The sequence below is a fragment of the Xenorhabdus sp. NBAII XenSa04 genome, from assembly GCF_963866145.1.
In the GTDB taxonomy this organism is placed as follows: domain Bacteria; phylum Pseudomonadota; class Gammaproteobacteria; order Enterobacterales; family Enterobacteriaceae; genus Xenorhabdus; species Xenorhabdus indica.
In genome coordinates this window covers 91100-117152 of record NZ_CAWMEB010000003.1, presented here as the reverse complement: position 1 = coordinate 117152, position 26053 = coordinate 91100, and the positions used below count along the sequence as shown (strand labels likewise).

General features: G+C 39.4%; 20 protein-coding genes. 2 read left to right on the top strand and 18 right to left on the bottom strand.

Annotated features, from left to right (window positions below; all coding sequences use genetic code 11):
• Window positions 1–144 precede the first annotated feature (144 nt).
• Both AAC147_RS00675 and pyrB read left to right on the top strand, forming a co-directional pair.
• Complete coding sequence (locus AAC147_RS00675; protein WP_047684544.1) at window positions 145–495, top strand: hypothetical protein; 351 nt, start codon at window positions 145–147, stop codon at window positions 493–495.
• 58 nt (window positions 496–553) lie between these two features.
• Complete coding sequence (gene pyrB / locus AAC147_RS00670) at window positions 554–1492, top strand: aspartate carbamoyltransferase (protein WP_047684541.1); 939 nt, start codon at window positions 554–556, stop codon at window positions 1490–1492.
• 368 nt (window positions 1493–1860) lie between these two features.
• On the opposite strand, the gene AAC147_RS00665 is transcribed toward pyrB, so the two are convergent.
• The 18 genes from AAC147_RS00665 to AAC147_RS00580 form a co-directional block, all read right to left on the bottom strand.
• Entirely contained in the window at window positions 1861–2160 is a 300-nt protein-coding gene (locus tag AAC147_RS00665) for a PhzF family phenazine biosynthesis protein (protein WP_052189694.1), read from the bottom strand.
• Window positions 2161–2366: 206 nt separating this feature from the next.
• Window positions 2367–3332, bottom strand: a complete 966-nt coding sequence (locus AAC147_RS00660) for a methyltransferase (RefSeq protein WP_047684536.1) — start codon at window positions 3330–3332, stop codon at window positions 2367–2369.
• A 274-nt stretch (window positions 3333–3606) separates the two neighbouring features.
• A complete protein-coding gene (locus AAC147_RS00655; RefSeq protein ID WP_047684534.1) occupies window positions 3607–8421 on the bottom strand; it encodes a cytotoxic necrotizing factor Rho-activating domain-containing protein in 4815 nt (1604 codons plus the stop codon).
• Window positions 8422–8659: 238 nt separating this feature from the next.
• Window positions 8660–9556 carry a YwqJ-related putative deaminase gene (locus AAC147_RS00650; protein WP_047684531.1) on the bottom strand — a complete coding sequence of 299 codons (897 nt, stop codon included), beginning with the start codon at window positions 9554–9556 and terminating at the stop codon, window positions 8660–8662.
• A 140-nt stretch (window positions 9557–9696) separates the two neighbouring features.
• On the bottom strand, window positions 9697–10005 hold the full coding sequence (locus AAC147_RS00645) for a LysR family transcriptional regulator (protein WP_047684528.1): 309 nt from the start codon (window positions 10003–10005) through the stop codon (window positions 9697–9699).
• Between the two features lie 361 nt (window positions 10006–10366).
• Window positions 10367–11221 (bottom strand): hypothetical protein, encoded by an 855-nt coding sequence (locus AAC147_RS00640; RefSeq protein ID WP_047684525.1) that lies wholly within the window; start codon window positions 11219–11221, stop codon window positions 10367–10369.
• 98 nt (window positions 11222–11319) lie between these two features.
• Window positions 11320–11907 (bottom strand): DUF4255 domain-containing protein, encoded by a 588-nt coding sequence (locus AAC147_RS00635; RefSeq protein ID WP_231571536.1) that lies wholly within the window; start codon window positions 11905–11907, stop codon window positions 11320–11322.
• Window positions 11908–11982: 75 nt separating this feature from the next.
• A complete protein-coding gene (locus tag AAC147_RS00630) occupies window positions 11983–14079 on the bottom strand; it encodes an ATP-binding protein (protein ID WP_047684522.1) in 2097 nt (698 codons plus the stop codon).
• Between the two features lie 15 nt (window positions 14080–14094).
• Window positions 14095–15717: a contractile injection system tape measure protein gene (locus AAC147_RS00625; RefSeq protein ID WP_047684519.1), complete on the bottom strand. Its 1623-nt coding sequence runs from the start codon at window positions 15715–15717 to the stop codon at window positions 14095–14097.
• 98 nt (window positions 15718–15815) lie between these two features.
• The gene (locus tag AAC147_RS00620; RefSeq protein ID WP_047684515.1) at window positions 15816–17048 is read right to left on the bottom strand and encodes a tail fiber protein; all 1233 of its coding nucleotides are present in this window, start codon (window positions 17046–17048) and stop codon (window positions 15816–15818) included.
• A gap of 45 nt (window positions 17049–17093) precedes the next feature.
• Window positions 17094–19976, bottom strand: a complete 2883-nt coding sequence (locus AAC147_RS00615; protein ID WP_047684512.1) for a hypothetical protein — start codon at window positions 19974–19976, stop codon at window positions 17094–17096.
• Window positions 19977–19978: 2 nt separating this feature from the next.
• Complete coding sequence (locus AAC147_RS00610) at window positions 19979–22159, bottom strand: hypothetical protein (protein ID WP_047684509.1); 2181 nt, start codon at window positions 22157–22159, stop codon at window positions 19979–19981.
• 84 nt (window positions 22160–22243) lie between these two features.
• A complete protein-coding gene (locus AAC147_RS00605) occupies window positions 22244–22669 on the bottom strand; it encodes a hypothetical protein (RefSeq protein WP_047684506.1) in 426 nt (141 codons plus the stop codon).
• The gene (locus AAC147_RS00600) at window positions 22666–23088 is read right to left on the bottom strand and encodes a GPW/gp25 family protein (RefSeq protein WP_047684503.1); all 423 of its coding nucleotides are present in this window, start codon (window positions 23086–23088) and stop codon (window positions 22666–22668) included. The genes AAC147_RS00605 and AAC147_RS00600 overlap by 4 nt, the downstream gene beginning before the upstream one ends.
• Window positions 23089–23098: 10 nt before the next feature.
• Complete coding sequence (locus AAC147_RS00595) at window positions 23099–24715, bottom strand: phage baseplate assembly protein V (protein WP_047684500.1); 1617 nt, start codon at window positions 24713–24715, stop codon at window positions 23099–23101.
• Window positions 24715–25401, bottom strand: coding sequence for a CIS tube protein (locus AAC147_RS00590; protein ID WP_047684497.1), 687 nt, complete (start codon window positions 25399–25401; stop codon window positions 24715–24717). The genes AAC147_RS00595 and AAC147_RS00590 overlap by 1 nt, the downstream gene beginning before the upstream one ends.
• A complete protein-coding gene (locus AAC147_RS00585; protein ID WP_047684494.1) occupies window positions 25398–25595 on the bottom strand; it encodes a DUF5908 family protein in 198 nt (65 codons plus the stop codon). Before AAC147_RS00585 ends, AAC147_RS00590 begins: the two co-directional genes overlap by 4 nt.
• Window positions 25592–26050 carry a phage tail protein gene (locus AAC147_RS00580; protein WP_047684491.1) on the bottom strand — a complete coding sequence of 153 codons (459 nt, stop codon included), beginning with the start codon at window positions 26048–26050 and terminating at the stop codon, window positions 25592–25594. The genes AAC147_RS00585 and AAC147_RS00580 overlap by 4 nt, the downstream gene beginning before the upstream one ends.
• Window positions 26051–26053: the final 3 nt, after the last annotated feature.

Sequence of the window (26053 nt, the reverse complement as noted above, 5' to 3'; positions counted from 1 at the left end):
TTCAAGTTAGATTGGTATATTTATATACTTAATAAAGTAACAATATATTATTCATCAAGATTATCACGGTCAACAATAGAACATTATTTAGCCAAAATAATAAAAAATGGCAATCAGTTTAGGTGACAAAAGCGAATATACCCAATGGATTTCAAGTTGCATCGCGACAAGGGAATGACAAACTGGAACACAGATGACTATGTGATAGGGATGAGTGAGTGCAGCCAACAAAGAAGCAACTTAAAAGACAAAGAGTATAATATCCTCCCTGGCTTTGTTCATGATCCACTGATTGAAATAAAAATTTCTTCCACAAACCTTGCGGTGAATACAATCGTGAGTATAATGCGCGACGATTTGCTGGGAGAAAACATGAAATACTGCGCCACAGATAACGTTGCAAAATATCAATCCAACAAAACACTGCCAACTGGCAGCCTGGACGTATTGTTTTTCCCATTGCTAAACCGATCATTTAAAAAGCCCCTCAATTGAGGGGCTTTTTTTTGTCTGCCCAGTCAAAGGCTAAAAGTCATAAAAGAGGAATGTAAACATGGCTAACCCGTTATATCGCAAGCATATCATTTCAATTAATGATTTGAGCCGCACAGATCTTGAATTGGTATTGCAGACAGCAGCAGCACTGAAAGCCAATCCACAGACTGACTTACTGAAACATAAGGTTATCGCTAGCTGCTTTTTTGAGGCCTCTACGCGCACCCGTCTCTCTTTTGAAACAGCGATTCAACGGCTTGGAGCATCTGTGGTCGGCTTCGCGGACAGTAGCAATACGTCATTAGGCAAAAAAGGAGAAACACTGGCTGATACTATTTCTATTATCAGCCAGTATGTTGATGCGATTGTGATGCGTCACCCACAGGAAGGGGCCGCACGTCTTGCTTCTGAATTTTCCGGTCATATACCGGTCATTAACGCGGGTGATGGTGCGAATCAGCACCCAACCCAAACTTTGCTCGACCTGTTTACCATTCAGGAAACCCAGAACAAGCTGGATAACCTGAAAATTGCTATGGTGGGTGATTTGAAATACGGGCGTACCGTACATTCATTGACACAGGCACTGGCAAAATTTGAAGGTAACCATTTCTGCTTTATCGCACCGGATGCCCTTTCCATGCCGAATTACATTCTGCATATGCTGGCTGAAAAACAGGTGAGTTACAGCATTCACAATAACTTTGAAGATGTGTTGCCAGAGCTGGATATTCTATATATGACCCGTGTACAGAAAGAGCGTCTTGATCCTTCTGAATACGCCAATATCAAAGCCCAGTTTGTACTGCATGCAGCGGATTTGGTCAATGTCAAAGATAACCTGAAAGTATTGCATCCATTGCCACGTATTGATGAAATTACTGTTGATGTGGATAAAACGAGTTACGCCTACTATTTCCAACAGGCAGGTAATGGTATTTACGCCCGTCAGGCACTGCTGTCACTGGTATTGAATGAGAATGTCATTATCGCATAATAATGCAATAGCTTATTCACAAAAATAAGCAATCGTTAATATTATGACCAAGGGAGTGATGTTTTGGTCATAATATTATTTTTGAAAAATGCTTTACTCCATTCTCTGTTGTTGATGTAACTAAATGACTATTCCTGACTATAATAATATCTTTTTCAGAAGAGATATTATTCATGATTTCCGAATTTACATCCGCAGCATTAACTATTCATTAACTATTAAAGGTAAAAACAACAGTGAGACTAAAACAACGAACTTACTCATATCATTCCTGAATTATAAAATGGAAAAAATCGCACGCAGATTTCCGGCTGCGAGTTGTTCAGGTTTTTTACGAAAAACGGCTGTTCATCAAAAATTACTGTCCGTCAAAAACGGATAGCGCCACTGATGCATGTGACGGCATTACCACCGACCAGAATTTTCTCGTCAGTGACAGTCAGTTGAAGTTTTCCATCACGACCGAGTACTTGCCCTTGAGAGGAGCAGATCAAACCATCTTCAGGTAAGGTGACAGCGTGATGGCGTATAAATGCCGCTACACTGCCGTTACCACCACCACATACCGGACCGTCATTTCCACCATGTTCGCCATAGAGACAGATCCCAGTTACATTCATTTCGCGATCATGTTCCCGAAGTCGTACATAATCAGGGCGAGCTTGCAAGACTGAATTAATTCCCCTTAAGCAACGAGATACATCTAAAAAATCTGGTATACATCATAATAATTTATACCAGATTAATTAGATGATTATTGCCACCCTGCTAATTCATTAAAGCCAGACTATTTCATGTTTAAAACAACAATTCACAGTGGTTGCATGAATACTCTGGGGTCTTATCCCACTTATCATAACATTTTAAATGTGATTCATGTTTTCTTTTTCATTTCAATAATATGCTTAGAAGAAGTGATTTTATATATATTATTGATATAAAACCCTGCATTATTTGCAAGTTCTTCAAATTCAGATTGATAACATATATTACCCCTGAAAATAAGATCCATAAATAAATGAAAGGAAATATCCTTCGCATTATTTTCTTCTTTAATTGTGTCAATAACGTAGAGTATTGAATCATCACGCATAGCTTGATGGATATTCTTTAGAATATCGGTGGATTTATCGTTTGGCCAATTACGTAAAACCTGTTTCAGGAAATAAATATCATATCCTGCGGGTATAGCTGAGAAAAAATCACCATTAATAAACGTAATATCCTCTAATTCCTTTTCAATAAAATCATAGCGATCCATAACAGTACATTTAAGATGAGGATAATATTCTTTTATTTTTCTGGTTAGGTTTCCTTCACCACCACCTACATCAATAATCGATGAGACATTCTCCATCGGAATATACTTTATTATATTATCAAAAATTTCATCTGTGATGACTGCCATAAAATTATAAAACAATGACTTTAATTCCTTATTTTCATTCTTATTTATATAATTATAAAAGCTTTCTTTATGAATTGATTGAAAAACAGATTCATCATGTTGTGAGTTGAGGCAAGAAATATATTTTGGCCATATTTCCCATATAACAGGATTTAATTCAAATTTTATCTTCAATGTTTCATAACTATTAGGATCACTGAGTGATAAACACATTTCAGTGAGATAATATTGCTCATTATCCTTAAATAATACATTCAGTGACAACATATAATCTAACAGAATCTGGAGCCTATCAATTGATATATTACATAACTCAGAAAGTTGCTTTAATGTCTTCCCTTCTTTATTAGTTAGGTATTGTGGTACTTGACTTGAAACAAAAGCATATAACCCTGCTGACTGGCGATAGCCATCTATAATTTCTAAAAGCATTCTCAATGTCTCTTATGTTCAATTACAAGTTTATGTGTTAGTTACTCTATTTATTTTAAATTTATACTTCACCAAGTATAATTTAAATCATGAAATAATATATTAGCAAATTAAAAAAATTAATATTTATAATATAAAACTCATATAACAATAATTATTAACCCCCCGTAACTTTAATGAGCAATTTGAACCTATCTTGCTGGAATTGGATAAGCGGATAACAAAAAAATAAATCATGTAAATGAACAAAAAAGCAAATAAGTTTATCAAAAAACTATTCTTTCAGAATAAATTCTTCACCGGATAGTTTCTTAAACTTCACATTTTTACTCGCACCTCCACCTATATTGATTAATAAGTCCTCACTGTAGACCTTAATTTTTATTTTACCGCCATCCTTAGTTAATAAAGCATAGGAAAGGCCAATCCTTGGGTTGTCAGCATCAGCTAATGCCTGATTATAATCAAATATACTGACATGAGGATTTTGTTTCATAATTCGTGTTGTCTTACCTGCTGAAATACTCTTACCAAAATAGGTAATAACACTTTTTTCATATTGAGAAAATATATCAACAAGATCGTCATTAGACATATCTTCTCTTCCCATATTGTCAGGTAACGGTTTATTAGTTAATTTAAGATGATTTTCATATAAATTTGATACGCCATCACGACTCGTTAACCAGCCTTTATCCCCGACACGCTGCCCAGCATGATAAACATAGAAGTAGCCACCCTCAACGGCATAAGCCACTGTACATCCACATAATCTACCCGTAGTAATAATCAACGGCTTACCTTCTTTTATCTCACTTAGTGGCATTTTAATGGCCACTGTACCAGAGTGACCATTAACCACATTGATAAAGTTAACGTTATCACTCAGTGTAAATTTATCTCCCCATATTCCAGGCCTCGTACCATCGGTAGCTTTCGACGTTATGGCACTGCCTTTCCAAGTATTCATTACACCACGTAACTGGCCATTGTCATTCATCATGTCGTCCATGCTGAAAAGTTTACTGGCTGGCATAGAAATGATTTTATCATTCCTGATATAGTCAAACTTAAGATTGATATTATCAGTGCGGCTTCCGGTTGCGAGTCCCCTTCCTTCTAAAGGGCTAATATCACCATGTCTTAACTTCCCAATATCGGTATTTTCAAGTTCCATCGCTTTACCAGCATTTCCGCCGTTAAAGTCCCATAATAATGGCTTATTGGGTTCACGTTTCCAGGTATCGTATTTCTTAACAAATGCATGATAAAGGGCAGGACTAGTATCAATTAAACTGATTAATACTGTCATATAAGAAGAATTATCAGGATTTTTCCATACCCGCTCATTGGAAATCGCCAGCCTGTCTTTAGCCAACTGTTTTATGGCGGTTTTATTCAGCTCAGGTGCATTTAGTAATTTGTTAAAAACATCCGCCCCCCAACCATGTGCAAATACTTTATGCATCATATCCATATCACTAATTTGGGAATTCCTAAGTAATGGATCAGTTAGAGAAACCAAAGTGGAAATATCCAGAGAATCCCCTTGCATTCTTGGGTAATTAAAATCAGGAGAATCCTTATTAATGATATGGTAGCTTTCATGAATCAATGCCGTAGAAACAAAATCTTCAAACTTTTCTTTTGGATATTTCAGCCGATTATTAGCATCTACGATACCATCGATAAACGCAGTAATAGGTGTCTGTGTATGGCTGCTACTCGCAACATGATTAACATATTGGGTCTCAAAAAGGACAAAAGGATTTTCCATTTTATAGCCTCCCTGATAGACCATATCTGCGGAAGCTTTAAACTTATCCAGAACTTCACTTTGCTTTTTGATATTAGCCAAGTACCTGGCTTTAAAAGCATCAGAAGAGGAGCCAATAAAAATCTCAAAAGCCTTATTCACCTTTTGTACATCATCGGGCTTAGTACTTTTAACACGATGACTCGCTTTTCTTAATGTATTAATTGCTTTATCTTTTGCTGTCCAAACAAGTGAACGTATTTTTCGTGCCTGTTCCTCAGTGAGATGGGAAAAATGATTTATTTTTTTAGATGGATATCTGAGACTCCCCCCTTTTAACCCCACATCTGCATGTGTTTCCCATAAATTATTACTATTCAATCTGACTGGCGTTGCATAACTAAACTGACCGGGATGTTTAGGATCAATCACTCGCCATGTGTTATCCCAATTATCCCATTTTACCCGATAAACATCGTCGTTCTGTTTAATATAATAATTAAACTCCTGCATTGTTTGTGCATTATCTGGCCTTATTTTATATATGCCATTTTCAGGTGATATGTTATCCAATGATACATCTATTTGCCGCCATTCCCTCTTAAGACCAGACGTGCTTTTTGTGAGTTTATCATCCAGAAAATAGGATTGAACAATATTTATTTTTTTCTTTTCATTATATTTTGATCTGTACTTTCTATCTAAGAACCATCTATCTCTTCTTATGAGATTTTCTAATAACCACGGTTTAGTCCCTGAACCAGGAATATTTTTTATATTCGTTTTGATTATTTGAGGGTGCCCCCTATAGTTTAAATTAATACTCTTAAATTTAAACTTATTAGTGATATACCCTCTGTTCTCTCTGATTATCTTTCCACCTTGAACTATCTTTCGACAAATCTCCTTGTTATTGAAAACAGAATCCATGACTGTTGAAACAGCAAAATTAATCAAAGCTTCTTTTTGTAATGCCTGACTCTCCTCACTGGTATTTGCTATTGCAGACTGTATAAGAGGAATGACCGTATTAGCCGTTATAGAAGTTACATAGCCCGCCATCGGACTCAGAGGAAGTACCATGGAACTAGCATCAAAAATCTCCCTCAAGGCAACAAGAAAATAATCAGAAATAATTTCACTACTTGAATAACTTATTTCATCCATGTGTTTGGTATATTTATCAAGAAATTCTTCTAATGTTGTTCCAGATGAACCTGGCAGTTTATTAATACCCTCATTGATGTAATATTTTACATCTTCATTATTTCTAAATCCGCTAATATATCTTTCATAATCCACTGAAATATCATCCAATCCCTTTACAACATATTCAACATCACTATTCATTAGATATTTTATATCTTTATTTCTATACTCTGTCTTATTAAATTCTTTTTGATCTATTTTAAGAATTAATTCATAAACCGAGAATTTTTTAATTATAGTATCAGAAATATTCTGGCATGATACAAAGTGTCTATTTATTTTTAGCTTACACTTATCAGGTATAACGGGTTCAATTTTAAGCTCAACTTGTTGTTCTAAATTAACCCGACCGCCAGATAATGCGTTAACTCTAGATTGAATATACTCATAAGGTGCTAAAATCTTTTTAACCGTTTCCTCTGCGGTAAACAGCCTTTTAATTTTTTCAATAACAGCATGATTAAACTTATTTATTTTATTATTTAGATCATCAACTAATAAATCCTGTTTCATTTCATCTGTAATTCCATCAGGAAAAATAATCTTTTGTTTAATACTTTCTGATATATTTCCTTTTAACAACCCCATAATTGGAATTTGAATATTACTACCTTCCACTGCCAACGGAGTTTCTATGTCAATTTTTGAAATAAGATTATTTTTATGGCGCCATCCTTCAAAATAATCAATGAGTATAAAATCATTTAATTCTTGATTATGAGAAACAGATTTATGATACCAGTTTGATTCATAGCCATATTCACCTTTTAAATATCGCAATGTAGAAAGATGGTATTTAGCAATGTTTAATATCTGCAAGTTACGGCATTCTTCATCACTATAACTTTCACGTACTCTGTCTTTTATTTTTATTTCTTCCTGTACCAGAGTCAGGAAAGCTTTTTGATATTCAAATTCTGATTTACTCTGGTCATGAAATTTTTTATGATTTCTTTCATCTTTTACGCCAACGGAAGATAATATCTTTTTTGTTTTATCAATGCCTGCTTTATATATATCTAATATTTTTTCAAATTCCTTCTGTTTTTCCTCAATAGTTTTTAAATCATTGTTCTCTACTCTCTCTTTTTCTCTTAATCCATCAAGTTTAATATTCAGCTTTTCAATATCATTAGCCAAATTATTACGGATATTTTCAATCTCAGATTTACTCTTCCCTATAACAGAAAAATCATACTCATCAAGTAAAAAATTAAGATGTTTAATTTTTTCACAATATTTCTCTTTTGTCTTTTTAGTTTTCGATAAAACTTCTTTAGCATTTTCAAAACTTCTATTTAACCTGGTTCTTTCCGCTCTTATATCATTGTCATCTCCTGAGATCTCAGTTTGGAGAAGGCTTTTATACAGATCTTGTTGTATTTCTCCAGAAGAAAATGCCACAAGATAAGTATCTAAAAGAGATTCACTAAGCGGTTGTTGAACAATATCTAAAATTTTTTGCTCATCTGTACGTTTATGTTTACGCTTATTATATATTTCTTGCTTTGCCAGTAATATATAAAGCGCTTTTTCCAGATCATTACCTTCATGTGCCTGGAAAAATTTTATTGTAAGTGCATGATCAAGTCTATTCATAAGATCAATAAATTTTAACTTTGTTCTTACAGCAAAAATATTCTGTAATTCTTTCTTCAATAACTTCCCTATATTATCTGGGTATTGAGTATATTTGAACATCGACTCTACAATATAATTATTAATATCGATTCTATTTTTTAACTTCCAAGACTTCTCTCCCCTTTTTGATTTACTGCTTAAATATGAAATACGTAGTTTGTCACCTCTGGAATTTGAAATATAACCACTGGTCAGATTTTCATTAATTGGCTTAAAACGCCAATAAAGTCCATTCACTAAAATAAAATAATGTATTTTCCTGCCATTATCCATTTTTTCAGAGGTGAAACTTAAACCTGGAGGGGTTATAGGAGGTAACTTTCCTTCACCAGGCTGTATAATTTCACAATTCTTCCATTTATTTTCCGTCCACCATATAATCGAACGCGAAACATTATTTTTACCTTTACCAGAGATATTCTTCTGATTAACTGATTGATATTTTTTCCCCGGATTTAAAATAATAGATTCATGAAATGGCATAATAACTTCCTCTCTTTAATTCATTATGCAAGTGTAGATACTAACTAATTTTTATATTTTATGATGAGTAGTTTATTCTCTGGTGATTTCATCAACTCAGTTGCTGGCTTATGACGAAAACAGTATGGCGAAATCACAAAACCATACTTTCAGGAAAGGCGGTAGAAGAAAAAAAAATTTGATGAAAAATGGTCACTTTTCGGTAATAAACATTTTCCAGATTCACAAAAGAAATCATTTAATGACTTAATGACTGGGAACGATGGCGTTTTGCGACCTGATTAGAAAAATTGCTGCCCGCACTGCTAACCACCCCCGTAATCACATTAGCCGGTGATTGGATAATCCCCGAACAGTTATGACAGGCCGGGAAGTCTTGTCCAGCATTTGCAGTGGTTAACCGTTTGGTGAAAATTGATGATTGAAGCATGGCCTTGTCATAACGGGCTGGATTGAGAGGTTCATTCTGATCTGCGGCAATAAATATCTGGTTCAACGCTTGTACTTCAGCATGCAGGCCGGCAATACCTGCCATTGTTGGCAAGATGCCCCCGTTATGTGCGATATGTTCTTCAACCAGACGTTGAGTCATCGGGTGTAGCGTTTGCCCATTTTTTTTATACATATCCTTCAATCCTGTAATAAAGTCAGAAGTCTTTGTTACCCGATATTCATTTGCCATATTATTTCTAAATATATCTTCGATATCATAGGCAAGTTTATTTCTCCGTGGTCCTATCGGTCTGTTTATTTCAATCGCTTTTTGGGGAATGAGTTCCACTCCCTGAAACAATTTTCCGGGGGCTAAGTTATGATTATTGTCTTTAAAATTAACAAAACTATCTTGATAAGTGTTGTTATGTAAATAGCCAGCATGGGCAGCAAAGTTTTGTAATGCCTTTTTGGTATATTTCTTTTTCTCTGATGGTTTTTGCTTGGGCGGCGAAGGTTGTTTGGATTCTTCAAGAATTGAATCTGTTTTATTCTGGAATTTTATCATGACAGAAGACAGGTCGCGCTGATAGGCAGCAGAGACTCCCGCTGTATCGGGTATATCCAGATGCAAAGCTTCCAAAGTTCTATTTAATTCTGATTTCTTTTTATAAATCATTTTGTTGTCATAACTGTATGTCATTGTTCCCTCCGATTCTTAATTAAAGTTTGTTGATATTTAAAATAAATAAAAACCACTATGAATTAATTATTCATTTCTATTTTATTTTTTCACCATTTTATCTAAAGTTAATTAGAAGAGATTGCTTATATATCTAATGATTACATTAAATCATTATGTTGGTTCCTATAAACAGGATAATAAAAAGATTTATGTTCCTTATAATCATTTTCGATATTTTTAAGTTGTTCATAAATTGATAACACTTTATTGTATAGGCACTCTCCTTCTTCCGTTAACACTAATCCCTGGCCTTTTCTGACAAAAAGTTTTACACCTAATGAGAACTCCAGTTTTTTTAAGCTTCGGCTAATTGGCGACTGGGTGATAAAAAGCTCCTTTGTTGCCTTATTTATTGATTTATTTTTGGCTACAACAATAAAGTTTGCTAATTCTTTTGAAAGAAACACCTGAACTCCTTTTTAAATGCAATAGGGTTTATTCCTGGCATTATAAAATATTAGTGAATTGTTACATTGTTATTTTAATTAAATAATCTGATGTAGTAACTCATCAAAATAAAAATCATTAATTATGTAATAATCATATATATACATTAATATTTGTCAATAATTTGCTATACAATTTATTGTATTTATCAATATAAATCTTAATTAAAAATTTCTTATTTAAGATCAATAGAATGTTTATTATACATAATAGATCAACCTTATTATTCATAAGTTTTATTTAAATATCTTTATCACAAAGTGTGACTTATAGACGATATTATTATGTTAAAATCAGGTGAATTATTAATTGATTAACTAATTATTTTTTATAAGGTTTTAAACTACTCATTGGAATAGTCGTTAAAAATGACATTTCAGCATCATTTACTGGCCCATGATTCAGAGCAATGACTGTTGCATCTTCCAAATTTTGCGTATCAAGAAGAATGGAGGGTTTCATATTGCCCGTTCTTCCATTTGGCAATGGAATCAATTTTCCTTTATCTACCCCAAACTCATAGAGTTCCATTGATATTTCATAAAGTGGCGCCCCTGAACTTTGTCCACCAGCCTCAGTATTGACTGCGGTAGAAACCCAAACCGTCGAGCGATCTTTGGTATATTTTATAAAGGTGGAAAGATCACTCAACTTAGGTGTTCCCGCTTTCTTCCATTTATTAATTTCATCGATAATATGTTTAGGCAAACTTTCTACATTGTCACTACCCAAGAATACGCTGGCAAATTTTCTCGCTTTTTCACTATCAAGATGTACCCAAGCCTTAAATCCCTCTGGACTACTTTTTTGTAACTCTGCAAAACTCCGGTTATCAGCGCGATATAGTGTAAATGGTTTTTTTACACCGTTTGCGGGCACCGGGGTTGATGTTGGTATCGCTTTTGGCGTTTGTGTATTACTGACAGATGTTTTGGTCGTCGTGCTGGCGGGGATGTTCACCTCAGAGGCTACAGGTGTTTTTGTTGCCTGTTGAAAGGGGACTGCTCTCAAAGGACGTGAGGCAATACGTGGACGCACAGCTTGCGCGTCAGTCTGCTGAAAGTTTTTCCTCAGCTCCGCTATTTTTGATGTTATGACATGTTCACCATTGACAGTATCTTGGTCAGGACGGGGGGATTGATTTTTCTTTTCTTCTTTCTGTTTTAAACTATACATAATAATACTCCGATTTAAATAAACGGTTATTTAAAGATTCATCAAAATAAAAATAAATTTCGAAACTTCATTAATATCTTTCAGATCATTCTGTTGGGTCATATTTGAGTTTTTATCACTTGTTCCACTGTAGAAGAAATATCCTTCACTGGAGTCACATTATCTTGCCCATCGGTGAGGCTAATCGGTATTGTCACTGAATAATTCAGGGAAAGCCGCGGGCGATTCCCCAGTGACTGCCAAAAATTGCCTAAACTGTTTAAACTTTCTTTCGGCGGTACAACCTGAGTGTAAGCGCCGGGAATGCCCGTCAATTGGCGGTTATTAATTAATGCCTTTAAAACTTGTGACATAACTTGTGTTGCCTGATTATCAGGTTGGCTCTCAGAATGGTTGGGATCCGTTGCAGGTTGGGTCGATTCCCAATAGGTAATCAGGTAATTACATTTAATATTGACCCAACCCGGTAATAATTTCCCCGAAGCAGCATTAAACACCCTGGATTCTGCTGAGCGAAGTTGTAGATCTTCATGGATATCATAAAGAAAAACACTCACCATCGCATCAGACTGCACGGTATCCAGTTCAGGCAGATCAAAACGGATCGCAACTTCTTTATCCAGATATTTTTTCAGAATTGCCTTCATTGCCTTATTGACATCGATAATGGTTTGCGTTTTTAACATAAAAATTTTTCCTCAATTTATTATTGTGATAACTATTCATCCATCAATGTATTTCATTTTTAGCTATTTTTATTTCTATGATTTTTGGAAATTCAATCGCCCCACTTTGGCTAATTCGCGTGATAATGCGATTTCAATATTTTTATTATTGACTTCGTTATGGTTATTCTCTGCGGCAAAAAGTGAAGACAATAAAGCGATATTGCGAATATTCGCCCCTGTTACACTTGTTTTTTGCGCTAATTTATCGAAATCCACATCTTGGGCGACTTTTATATTTTCAGGCCAAATTGTCTGCCACATTTTCTTACGGATAGTTTCATCCGGGTAAGTAAAGCGGGTAATAAAAGTAAAACGTCGATTAAATGCATTATCTAAATGATTGCGGTTATTCGTCGATAAAATCACTAAGCCCGGAAAATGTTCCATACGTTGCAGTAAATAAGAGACTTCAATATTGGCATGTCGGTCTTGTGCATCTTTAGTTTCGCTGCGCTTGCCAAACAAAGCATCTGCCTCATCAAAAAATAAAATACCGGTATCATTTTCTGCTAAATCGAAAATACGAGATAGATTTTTCTCTGTTTCACCGATGTATTTATTTACGACGGTCGATAAATCCACTTTGATTAAGTCAACACCAATGTCATTGGCAATCACTTCTGCCGCCATCGTTTTTCCTGTACCGGAATCACCATAAAACAGGGCACTGATACCGGTGCCATAACCCACCTTATCTTTAAACCCCCCCGCCAGAACTTTTTCCCGATGCTTAATTGCCGTCAGTATTTCTTGTATCTGTTGAGCAATGTCGTCGGAGACTAACAAGTCTTTTAATGAACGTTTAGGGATAATGCGCTGCGCTAATTGGCCGAAATTCTGTTGAGCGCGTAAATTGAGTGCCTTGCGAATATCACATTGCTGCAAGATACCCGAAGGATCTCGCTGTTGTTGGTAAAGTTTCGCCTCTTGTAAAATGAATGGCAGGGTTACGGGATTAAATGCGTAACGTTGGCTTAAGGTTATTGCGTCAATATCATTGGCACAGTGATTGGGTAAATGAGCCGTCAATAATCTCGCTTTTTCCACCGAAGTGAAAACGGGCATTTCAATCAGCAATGTCGATATCTTTTTCAACCACACTAGCGGTGAATACGGTTCGACCAGGCAGATCACTCTTAATTTAGGCTGGCTTAATAAGGCTGACAGGGGTTCCAGCAAGTGTTTATTCTGTTCTGCAAATAAGCAAAAGTTTCGCAACAATAAGCAGGCACCACGCATACGAATTTCCCGCAAAATGGCTTTTATATGGCAAAACAGGGCGTTGTCATCGTTATCCGCCAATCTGGCGATATCCACAAGCAGCGTTTGCCGCTGCTCTGATGCCATCATATTAGCAACGGCATGGGATCTGGCACTATCAGCCATGCCCCGCAGTAAAATAACGGGCCGGCTATCATCATGATCAGATAACAGAACATTAGCCAATGCTTGTTTTAAGCCTGCTGGATAATTGCCGATTTCTGTGGGCGTTATCCACGCAACATAATGTTCCAGAGCAGGTGCAATATAGTGATGCCCAAGTAAAAAATGATAGACGCCGCTGTCTGTGATAAAGGGTGTCTGGAGCCAGGACAATGTTTTTTGACGGCTATCAATAGATAACAGTTGGCAGCCAATCAGGGGAGCCTGGTGTAAAAAACTGGCCTGCTGTGCCTGTTTTTCCAGTATTGATTGGCAAAACAGTTCCAAAGCCAACGCAAAAGTGGGCAGCCGGGATTGTGATTCTCCCTGAACCAGCGCAAACAGGTGATAATAGCGGTTATCAAAATGGGGCAGTAAACCTAACAACAAAACATCCCTTTCAAAATCAGTCAGTTCAAAATGTGTCATCAGGTCAGTTAATCGGGAAGCGACAGGAGTGATGGTGTGCGGTATTGTCAGGCAATCATCGGTGAGCCAATGCGGTTTACCCAGTGGGTTATCCAGCCTGTTTATCACATCTTCTTCGCTTAACAAAAACTCATCAAGGAGGTCACCTTTCTGGCCTGATATGCAATGAAAATGGTATTGAAGAATGAGATCGATACGTTCCAATTGGCTATATAAGAATGCTAAATGAGGGTCATTATGTTGTTGAAATAAATCAGGGAAAACAGGCGCTGTATTCATAAATTTTTGCTCAGACTAATTGACGGTATTTGATGGTGATAACCACGTTATAGTGACAGGGTGCTGCAACCAGCTAAAGTTCGCTATATTCATTGGCCACGGCCATTCGCTTATCAGCGCATCATACACTTCGGGTTTAATATGGATATTCGTCATACCGTTTAATTCACTTAATTCCCCACAACGTTGCAGAAATAAGTGCCGCACATCATTTGCACCCATTTTTTTCCAGGCCGGAAGTTGCACGATGGTTTTTTCCAGCCATTGGTTGATGGCAATTTGTTGTTCTGGTTTTGGGGTATGCCATAGCGCGTTATCACGAATGGGTAATCCACAAAGCACCTTATTGAGCGTCAGCCGCCATGTGGGTATTTCCTCTTCCGCCCAAATCAGCCAGTCAAGTAAACAAACGGCCTCTCTTTGTGCTTCAAGGCTGATAAATTGATTCTTTTCCAGTAAACCAAAGGCACGGAAAAATGCGGGCAATAACGGCCACAAAATTATGCAACCGGCGTTGCTGATAGGTAAAACGGATTGTGCCGATGACGTTTGAATTCTATTACTCGGTTGCGTGGAAGGTATTTGCGCTGATAAAACCGATTTTAGTGATTCCCTGTGTCGCTCTCTATTTTGTAAGGTTAGATGACTTTGTTTTACTGTCGCCTTTATCAGACCATAATGCTGTTGTGTGGCTGCTGGCTGATGGTGTGTTTGCCTGTGCTGGAGTGCAAGTGGGGAGATTGCATCTGCCTGTATATCGGCTTTATTGTGAGTTTGTTTTAATAGATTGCTCTCATTCTGAGTCATATTGACCGTGGGTATTTGCTTATTTTGAGTTTGTTGTACAAGTGTTTTTTGTGTGGCATGTGTATATTTCACTTGATGTTGCAGATAATATTCCGCCGCTAAACTCAATTTTTCTGGTGTCACTTTTTTATCTGTAATTACCTGCGCTTGCGAATGAATAAATTCAGAGGTTGCTGTTTCAGTAAATAACTGACAAAGCATAGCAAGAATATCTGGCTGGCACAGTTGCATTAAGCGACTTAGCCCCGCAGGTTGTAAGCAGTGTTTGGCTAACATAGGTAGCCATTGTTGTGGCTGGTGGTTAACTTGTTGCCATAATTTATTATCAATATTCACAATATTTGTGACGTGATGATTGTCGTTATCAGATAACCAGTTTCCCTTACGTAAGTAATGGTCTACTTTTTCTATCAATAGAATGTCAGTAGACATTGGGTAGGAAATATCATTTACTGATCTATCTATATATTTATCCACGAGTTTATACATTGATAACGGGTAAGCCCCTTTCTCCTTCCACGGAGTATACTCATAAGAATGATAATATTTTTGCAGAATTTTTCTTAACTCAGAATTTAACCTTATGGGGATTTCTGTTTCAAATGCATTAATATCAATATTACCTAAATCCACGGATATCTTTTCTAAAGATAATTTCTTATTTCTGTTTAATTCTAATGCTTTGATATTTTCTTTTATAATGAAGGATAGATTATCATTAAATAATGACGAGCATTTATCCATTACCTTTTCACCATAATAATCTGCTGACTCAATGGAGATGATAGTTTTGTGGATAATGCTATTCTTTTCTTTTTCTAATAAAGACATCAGCTAACTTAACTCCACTCCACAAATATAATAAGCTATATAAATTAGCAATGAGTATTTACTAAAACCCATTGCTACTAATATAAATTAAAAAATCATTAGAGCTTCATAATAAAAGCCAGAATATAATATGGTACAGTGACACTGTTATTATGACTATGTTCACCGCTGGTCAAGTCGATACCATGAGAATGTGGATCGCCTTTCCCAGAATTATATGTATATGGAGCATAAGTAATAGATGAAGTACCAGTATTTCCACCAGAGACATAAACGGTTTCACCTTTTTTAAGGCTTCCATCATGACAAAATTCAGAATGTATGTAAGTTTCTCCTTGCACATGGTAATGACTACCATTTTGCTCAGCGGTTAATCTATGCCCATCTGTTCTTCCTGATATACGAACGCTTTGGCTTTCCGATGTGAACGTAAATCTTTTACTGTTCTTATCGCCGGAAAATGTATTCGAAGATTTACCATGTATATTTTGTATTGTACCTCCCATAATAAATCTATTGATAAGATCAGGTGTTCCCTTAGAACCATCACACAATGCCCACCCTACTGGAATATCTTTTCCAGAAAACATCATAATCATGCCTTTTGGCAATACCGTGTTAGGATCGATAGCAACGCGATCAGCATCTATCTTAATACCGTTACCAGGTTTAACATAAATTCCTGACGAACCATTACCAATACCTCCATCCGTACGGATGTTTACATCCAAACCTTCACCACCAACTTTAACTCCCCAACCAGTAGAAACTTTTATTCCTGAACCATCAACTTTAATAGTCGAATCAGCCGAACCCACTGATAATGCACCATCTGAACTAAACTTCATCCCATTACCAGGTTTTATGGCAATACCATTGCTATCAACAACCAAACCTTTATTATCAGCCAGTTTCACTGCAACCTTATCACCATCTATCTTAAGACCATCTCCTGGAACAACACCTATTTCATGTGCCCCTTGATAAGTCATTAAACCCTTGCCTACACCTACAACCAATACATCTTCATGCAATATTAAAGGGCTATGACGTCCATCGACATAACTTTCATCATTCTCACTTAATTTTAACTGTAAAAGCCCATCTTCGCCCAAACGCATTCCTTTTGCCGGGCCCTTTTGATTGGGAGCCTGTCCAGTCGCTTTACGCCCAATATCAGCAATATCAATTAATTGATTGAAATCGGTTTGTAAGGGAATACTGCCTTCTTTAAACTTATCTTTTAATTTATCAATATCAGGTCCAACACCTTTTGCGTCAGACAATGTTTGTTGTTCTTGTATTTTTGCAGAATAACGAATTTCTTTCATGGTTAACTCCATAAAATATTTTTAATTTAAAATTTTGATTAATCGCTAATTGTTTTTTTGTTCTTTCTCTTTCGGAATATAGAATAATTCGTTTTGTTTTATTCTATTGGTATTCCATTGTTCACCACTCTTACCAACAACTTCCTCTCTCTGATGTGGTGTGGCAATGCGCATTGATCCTATTCCTTTGAAAGGGGAAGGTAATTTACCCAGTGTCAAACTTTCCAGAATCGAATAAGCGGCATCCCCTAATGGTGCGCCATTATTTTGCCAACGTTGATACGTATTGCCGAAGTTTAAAAATGGCTCCCGATCCATCCAGTGAATAATCATGGAAATATGAGCAGGGAATTCGGTGAGAATGGTTTCCTTAACCCACTCTTCCAATTGATATGGATCAACTTTGAGCTCACGTGATTTAATTAAATCACTATTTACCACAACACTAATCACAAATGAGAAACGATCCGTACTTTCATATTCTTTACCCGAAAAATGCCAACTGTACCGCCAGGCTTCTTCTGCGGCAGGGAATGCCAATGTAGAATGTTTCTGACGCTCAATAACCAAAGTTCCCTTGATACGATCAAAGCTGATAACTTTTGCATACAATTTTTCTGATTCGTCAGAAGATTCTTGCTCCAAACCCACTCCCCCCAACTGTTTGCTCAGGGTAATTTCATTACCTACAGCAATCAGGGCCGGGAAAGGGGTTTGTGCTGTGCGGGTCAGGCGCCGCTGGTTTTCAGGCAATGAGGATTGATCACGATCATAGGCCAGCCGGTAGTTCATATCTTCCATCCATACCGGGCTATTTTGCCAGACGAGTTTTTTCCCTTTGGCGGCGGTCATGACTCGTTCCAGATTGTATTCCAGTTGAGTACTGTTGCTCACGTCCAGCCAAAACTGATCCCCTGCGATTTTAGTGATCATTTGACCACGCACGGTAAATCGGTTTTCGTTCTGTGCGCCTTCATAGAGAATTAAATCAATCACCTGACCCTGTATCAGTTTTCCATCAATACCGGCTTGTTTAATCACCAAGTAATATTGATCAGTTTGATTGTCCCTTTCTTCTGTCACCGAATCTGGCTGCTGCTCTTCATCAAACTGGCTGTTGGGTTTGACTGGCAGCAATGCCCGATGTTCTATCAGATAAAAAGGCAGTTTGCTCAGGTCAGGCTTTGGTTTAAATAATTCACCCCCTAACCCCATACGGGCAGCAATGCGCTTTTGTAGTGACGAAACTTGATCAATCCGAATATTGGCTCGGTGATAAGTTAATGTCGGTTGTTGAGCCAGATAACCTTGTTGCACGGCGCGAAATTCATTGATGTTGGTGGTAAAGGTACGTGGTGCCCGCTGAGTGCCAAAGTATCCGAGCAGATAATTGACAATATCCAATTCGTGATCGTTATTGTGTGCAAGCTCTTTTAGTACTTCCTTTAATTCGTGAGCGTAATTTTGGTGGGCATCATCATTGACAGAGCCTGGCTTAAACGGCCATTGATCGCCCCAAACTTCGTATCCTTCACGCTTAAAAGCTAATAATTTTGGCAACATGGCAATTTGTTGACAGCCACAAGCCAGCAATTGTTCAAATGGCAGCATAAATTGATGAAGTGACAACAAGCGTTGCGCATGTTCACTTTCAGATAAAGGCTGCTGTAATTCGTAGCAAGCGGGCAACGTATCGCTGACAGGATAATAGCGCCCCACATCGCGATGCTGCCCATAAGGTAATACCACGGGTTTATTCTGAATCAAGGGGAGCTTGGGTAAACTGCCCCGAATTTGTTGTTCATTCACCGTGACGCTGATCCCACCTTTGGCAATCACCCTCAGTGGGCCATTATGTTGCGCCAATTGACGAATCGGATCTTCACCCCACAAACGAGGGTAGTAGCCTTCTTTTATTGACCATGACCAGCTATCCCCTTTAATCGGTTCAATCAGGGTTTTATTGAAACTGTCATCCAGCCGAAGGCGAATTACATTCTGAATCCCCTTAATCTTAAGCAGATTATTCACCAGCCGGCTAAGATTGAGCGTGAGCCGCTTGGTATAATCACGGGCTGCCGGCAATTCAGGTATCCAGCCGTGTTCTAATCGTGGCCCTTCAAAGATTTCATCATTACATATTCCCTTATCTTGTCGTGTTTCGGTACGGAAACGCTGCGCCTCAGGCATCAGATACTGTTCTGCTGTAGTATAGACGGCAGCAAAAATACCCGCGACATTCTGCACATCGTCATCCAGTTCAATCTCCAGTAATAGCGGAAAATCAACCGGATTTGTCCAGATAATCTGACTAACCCATTCACCAATATTGCGGTTCTTGGTCAAAAAATCGGTTAATTGTTGGGTGGCAGTCGCCAAATTCTCCTGACTATAGCGAGTCGGTTCCAGATAGAGCCAGTAATTTCCCCGCAACGTAAATTTTTTCGCCTCTTTACGCTCGACAAAGCTATATTCCCTTTTGCTGGCATCATACCAATAGGTATAACGTTGCGTTGTCGGTTCACGGACTAAGTGCACGTTACGGAACAGAAAATCCTGCTTCTGTTCTGATTTTGTCCAGTCACGGCTATGCAGATCCAGCAATGCCTTGCGGTAATCATCAGTGGTGATGGGTCCGCAAGTCAGTGTATTGTGCGGGCCAAATTCAGCGGGAAAAATCCCGTCTTGCTGTTTCTGCTCATTGAGGAGCGGGGTCAATAAGTCTGTTAAAGGAAGAGTATGACGGTAAGACAAATCTGACACACCGTAGCTGAGTCCTTCCAAAAAAGTGATGCCGGGATCGTGTTCTTCTGTGTCACTCCACAGTTTTCCGGCCTGTTGCTCAACCACCTGATGAGCCTGTTCCAGCAAGGTATCAAAGTGAATAGCGTCTTTCACTTTGTGAAACAGTACATCTTTATCACTCATAGTTAATTTCCTCGGCATTGCCGCTTGTCTTCGGCTTCCCAGACTAAAATCAGCACTTCATTGTCTTTGGCTTCCACGGATGCGGCGATATCACTGTCTTTGGCCGCCTCTGACCGACACAGCGTCAGACAAGTAACTCGCTCAACCAGCGGTTGTTGCTGAATGGTCGCCAGTAACTGGTAATAATTAATGCTGTTATTCAACATAACAGGACGTTGCTCATCGACGCTCCAGGGCATATATATCTCACGGAGTTGCTGTCGTAGCTGGCGATAACCAAAATCTTCGTTAACGTCTGGCTTAAAAATCACCTGATAATTGATGTTCACATCAATGTATTGAGGATTGCTGATCTCAATCTCAGCCCAGGGAGAGCCTTTTTGCTGTAACCACTCTGCCATTCCTTGCAGGCGTGCCGGGTTTAGCACCGGACGCAAAGGGTCATCACTGTCGTTGTATCGGTTAGCCGGAATAATCGTCAGTTGCTGTTTTTCCAGAGCAGGAACTCGCGTGAGTTCATCATGGCCGGGATACTTAACATCAAAAATGCTGACATAACGCTCTTTTAACAGTGTCGCCATATTGCCCCAGGTTAAGGCCCGGTTACGGTGGGACAGGTGTTGGGCTCCCCGTGCAAAAAAGGCACTGTTGGATTCTGGCACACGTCCGTTCCATGATGCCCAGGGCTGGTTAATCGACGCCACCACCATGATGGGTTCAACGGGACGCTGAATAGTACCTGCCGGTAATGGTGTTAAGAAATGGCTGTTGCTGATGCTATCGGCATTCGTCAATGTCGCCGTCATGGCGTTATAGATCAGGCCGCATAACCAGGGCGTCTTTCCCCATGAACCTTTGTGTGTGGGGATAACCATGACGGCCTTTAACCAGTAGCGTCCGGTTGGCATCTGGGTAATTTCTTTAGCAGAAGCATCCACAGGCAATACAACTTGCCAGATGCCATCTTGATACAGGGACTTGGTTTCATCTTTAACCCACGCATCTAATGCAACCCATTGATTCTTACTATTCAGGTAATACCAGGAAATGTTTTCGGGTTGCTGTGGCGATTTTAATTTCCAATACAGCGATAAGGTTTGTCCCGGTTTGACGTCAGTGATACCAAGGTATAACGTGGGGTTCTCTTCCAATGGTTCAATTTCAGGGCTATAACCAAAGGGAGTTAAGTGAAATGTCTTGAATGACGCTTTATCTATAGTTGTTTCTTGCACCTTTAGTGCGGTTACTGTAGGCAGTGGTTGGCTATTTTTTCCCTGTAGCCTGAGCACTGGCTCACTGAAAACAAAATCATCCAGATCCTCTGGCGCACTGATTGCTGGCTCTTTATCTGAAAGCGTTAGTGTAACCTCTTTTCCCTTTCCCTCAGCAGTCAAGATTAGCCACTGGTTTCCACTACTGATTTGAGCCACCAGATTTTGGCTATTAATATCTTTATCAAAAGTAACCGCTATCTTTCTCGTTCCTTCTTCCATCACCAGTTGTGCAGAAGTCACTAATACGCCACCCAACACAGATTTATCCGTATCCGTTTCACTGAATAACCGAATTCCATCAGATGGCAATGATAACTGTGCTTGTGAATCCCAGGGTGTCGCAGTCACCCAATGCTGTTTATCTTTATTGCGTAACCAGTACAGGTCACTGATATAGCCACGGTTTGCCAGCAAACTGGCATCCAGCGCATATTGCAGGGCATTGCCTTGTTCATCCTGTCCTGCTTCAAATAAAGTGCCTTTTGTGAGCGATTGTTCTGTGACTGTGGTATTCAACTCTACAGATAAGGCAACTTGATCCGGTTGGGCCGGACGAGGAGATAACCCTAAAAGTTCCCGGTAATAGAGATTGCGATGCGCCGCCGGTAAGGTATTCAATAAGGATATTGGCGTTTCCAGTAATCGTAATACCGCTAACAGAAACGCTTGATGAGGTAATAACTCCCCATTGGCTTCGATTTTCCCCTGATATAATTCGGCAAGTTTCTCCGGCGTATTATTTGCCATAAAGAAAAAGTCATTCCAATGGTTATTGCCCTGATTGAAGGGAATTTTTTTCGTGTACTTTTCAATATATTCGAGTAATTGCAGACTGGTTCGATTATCTAATTTAAAATCGCTCATCGGCACCCAGTCTGACAATTTTTTATTTAACTCAGTTAATTCCATAATATCACCTGTATGGCACAGCGATTTCTCTGTGAATAAATGCTTATTCACACCATTTAATTTCTATTTAATTCAGCTAATGCCTTAATTGACGGTGGCAAAGTTTTGTTGCGTGATAAAACTGCCTTTGCCTGATGAGGGCGTGGTAACATCCGGTTGAGGTGGATTTACATTATTATTTATGGCGGGTGATTGAGGCGTAAATATGGCCGTAAATTTTTGTCCTTTGATAATTAAGGCGGCCCCACTGGTACAGTGAAGAGCTTGCTGACTGCTGTCTAACGCCGTGATAGTAATGGTGCCAGTTCCCGGTGTCATATGGGTTGTTGTGGTATAAGTTGCAGAAACAGTAACCCGTTTCTCGTCTCCCAAAATGCAAACTTTTTTGCTGTTTACCTGTGCATGACCTGTTCCACTGATTCTGCCTGGGTTGGGAATTTTTACCTGTCGATTCCCAAAGTTGGGTTCAAACTGGAGTATGTCACCATCTGTTACAATAGCTTCACTCATACCACCTCCATTCCCCGGCCTTCACTCAACGCCAGTGTCCCTTGAATTTGCTGATTGATATCGCTGCCCCGCAGGCGATACATGACCTGAATTTGCAAGGTATTCTTATTCTTTGGTGACTGGCGAACCTGAATATCGGTAATATTTGCCCGTGATTCATAACGTAATACGCTGTCATGAATATGGGACTCAATTTCAGCAAACAGTTCGTTACGGATATTTTCAAATGCAAAATCATTTAATCCGCAGCCATAATTTTCACGCATCAGACGTTCCCCCGGATCAGTTTTGAACAGAATGTGCAAACTTTGGCGCACATCTGCTGCTCCTTCCGCCATTTCCACCCCCTTTTCAAGGGAAAAAGCGGGAGGAAAAGCCCAACCACGACCATAGAGTTGTGTCAGTATTTGGTTTTCCATTGTTCACCTTTCACTGGGTAAGATTAATTTTGCCACCCTTGATCTCAACACTGTTTTTGCCAGACAGATTGAGCGATTCATCCATTTGGGCATTCATGGTTTGTGCTTTCAGTGTTAATTCTTTTTTCGTTGACAGAGAAATATCTTTATCCTGCTGGAGGGCTATTTGATTTTCTCCCGCATTCATTTGGATTATTTTCTTTTTGCTATTAATCCTGATTTGTTGTTGAATTTCTCCTTTTTTCACCACCAGCATTTTTTCTTGATTATCTTGGGTAGGCTCTAAAGGTGCTTTATTTTTCGGGTTGTGCATTGCCCCCAGAATGACCGGATAACGTGGATCATTTTCAAAAAAGCCGACAATCACTTCATCCCCTGGTTCCGGGTAGAAACAAAAACCGCTTTCGTGGCTGGCGTAAGGTTTCCCCAATCGGGCCCATAAGAAGTCATTCGGACGATTCAATACCGGCAGAATAATCGGAATGCGGTTCAGGGCGGCTTTGTCTTGCTGATACTTTGCGACTGTCGCAATATGGAGTTCAGTGGCATCGGGCAACATCGGCAGGTGTTCCTGTTGTAAGCCAATGCTCAACGTCGTTTCCCAATCAATTCGTCGGTTAAAACGATGGCGAACCGCAGTAATGCTTGCCGTTCCATCCAATTGTGCACCGAATCCGGTTAATTGAATGTTGTCCCCTAACTGATAACGTCCATGACCTTTGAGCAAGAATTCACCTGTAACACCAGAGATACGCTGATTCAACAATAGCCCCTGTGCCAAATAGCCACTTTCCTGAGTGGTTAACGGGCTGCTGTAACGAATGTCCCAACTTGTTTTATTTAAAGAGGCCAGCCTGTCAGGGGAAAGGGCGGCTTTACCCACGGCAACACTGCCGTGGCGACCACCCGATAATTCCTGTTGTTTGCTGATATCCCAACCACTGACTTCCAGCGAAGCAGGATTAAGATGGTTATCAAACTGCCAACTGGCATCTTTGACGATGATATCTTTTTTCTCATCCCCGCGGCTTTTCAGAGTATGGATTGGGTTGGATTTCAGGGAGTCAGGTTCGACAAGCTGAACGCCTTCTGTCGTTGGCAACAACCACACACCGGTTGCCGATAGACGACACAACAGAAAACGCCAGTCTGAACAACGAAATTGCACCATTTGCTCATGTTTTTGATCTAATGCAGCAATCCGTCCAAAATGCGCTTTGATACCTGCCTGATTCAATAAGGTGTTCAGAATGGTTTTTTCGTTACTGGCCTTAAACAGTTGTGAGTGCTGAGTATCAACCATCAGTTGCAACCGATGTCTGACGACCAAAGTAAGCAATAATTGTTTATTTTTTATCTTCAACGTGTTACGGGTAATCAGGCCATTGAACAGTACCGATTTCCTGCCACCCTCAATCATTTCCAGCCGCAGAGTTTTCCCCACCTGACAATGCGCCAGTTCTGCTTGTACATCTGCCTGACTGAAAGCGGAAAGCGGTCTGTCCGGTAAGCTGAGTTTCAGCGTTGCACAAGGGATGCTGTTAACGCGGTAGTAGGTATCTGCATCAACGGCAGCCAACAGTGACAGCACCTTGCCATCTGCAATGATTTTCAGTTGATGGCTCATCAGGCGTCTCCTCTGGTGGCCTGCAATATTTCCCCCGGTACAAATCCGTTAAGATTATCCAGACCGTTTTGCCAGGCCAGCGTCAGGTAATCGACACCGCCAGACAGCGTTGAGGCTGTGCTGGCCGCCATCAGAGACAGCGAAACACCATCCTGTACCCGTAAGGCGATTTTCGCCGGTGATTTCAGGTTTTGTTCTGTCTCCTGTAAGACCAGACTTTCATCCGCCACCAATGTCAGGATGACCCGCGCCCGCAAAGGGGTAGCATCACGATCAAACAAGGTGTAATTGACCGATAAGCCTTTCGCTCTGCCGGCAAAATAGCCGCGGTTTTCCCAACGCATTTTTCCCCATTTAATTTGCAGGAATCGCGTTTCATTACTGGTGGCATCCACGCTGCACAATTGCTTAAGCTGCATTAGCTGAGCTTCAACAGGAGTTTTGTTGCCCGGCATCGTGGCGTCAAAGATCAGTTCAAGGGATAACCCTGCGGGCTTGGCCTGTACGTAAATGCTGCTCTGTTTTTCGCTATTAATCGCCTGGGATTGTTGATAATCCGTTTGATAATCCAGTTGCAAGGAATCGGGGTTATATAGGGCCTGAAGGGTGCCTGCCCGTATTTTTCCTTCCCGGTCTTTATAAGCGTTAATGGTCAGCTTCGCTAAACCACGTTCTATTAAACTCATGGACGCCACCCTTCCTCATCGCGTAATGCCGCTAACACTTCGCGTTTAATTTTTTCAACCCAAATGGCTTCATCCAGACTTTCCTGAATCAAAGAATGGCCTTGTTGAGCGGATTCATTCGTTTGTGTTGGTAGTGTTGGTGCGGATGAAACCACTTTTGCCTGAATAATTAATTCTCTGATTTCTACTGTCATACTTTGACTCCCAACCAGCACATATCCTGATAGCGCAGTTCAAGGGTATTCACCAAGATGGCGTTACTGTTCGCATCAAAGTCACTGGTTTGCCAGCGTACCGGTAAAGCGTTACTTAACGTCCAACTGGACAAAGGCAGTGAATTTTCGTTTAACAGCATAATCACCACATCTGCATAGGCGATTTTTTCACCGCGCAATACCCGATCAAACATCCAGGTCAAAGGAGAAACCGTCATCACACCACGCTCCAGCGTTAATGTGCCGTGTTGGATCTTCTCGGCCAGATAGTTATTGCGGGCGTTCTCGCCGCCTTGACTGTGTTGAGTGACTTGAAGTTCACGACTCAGACCAGAAATACGTTGAAAACGGATATCCAGCGGATCAGGAATACCATTAAAAATAAAACTCGCCATAAAGCGGTGGGATACCACAGGGGTGTAATAATCGTTCATTGT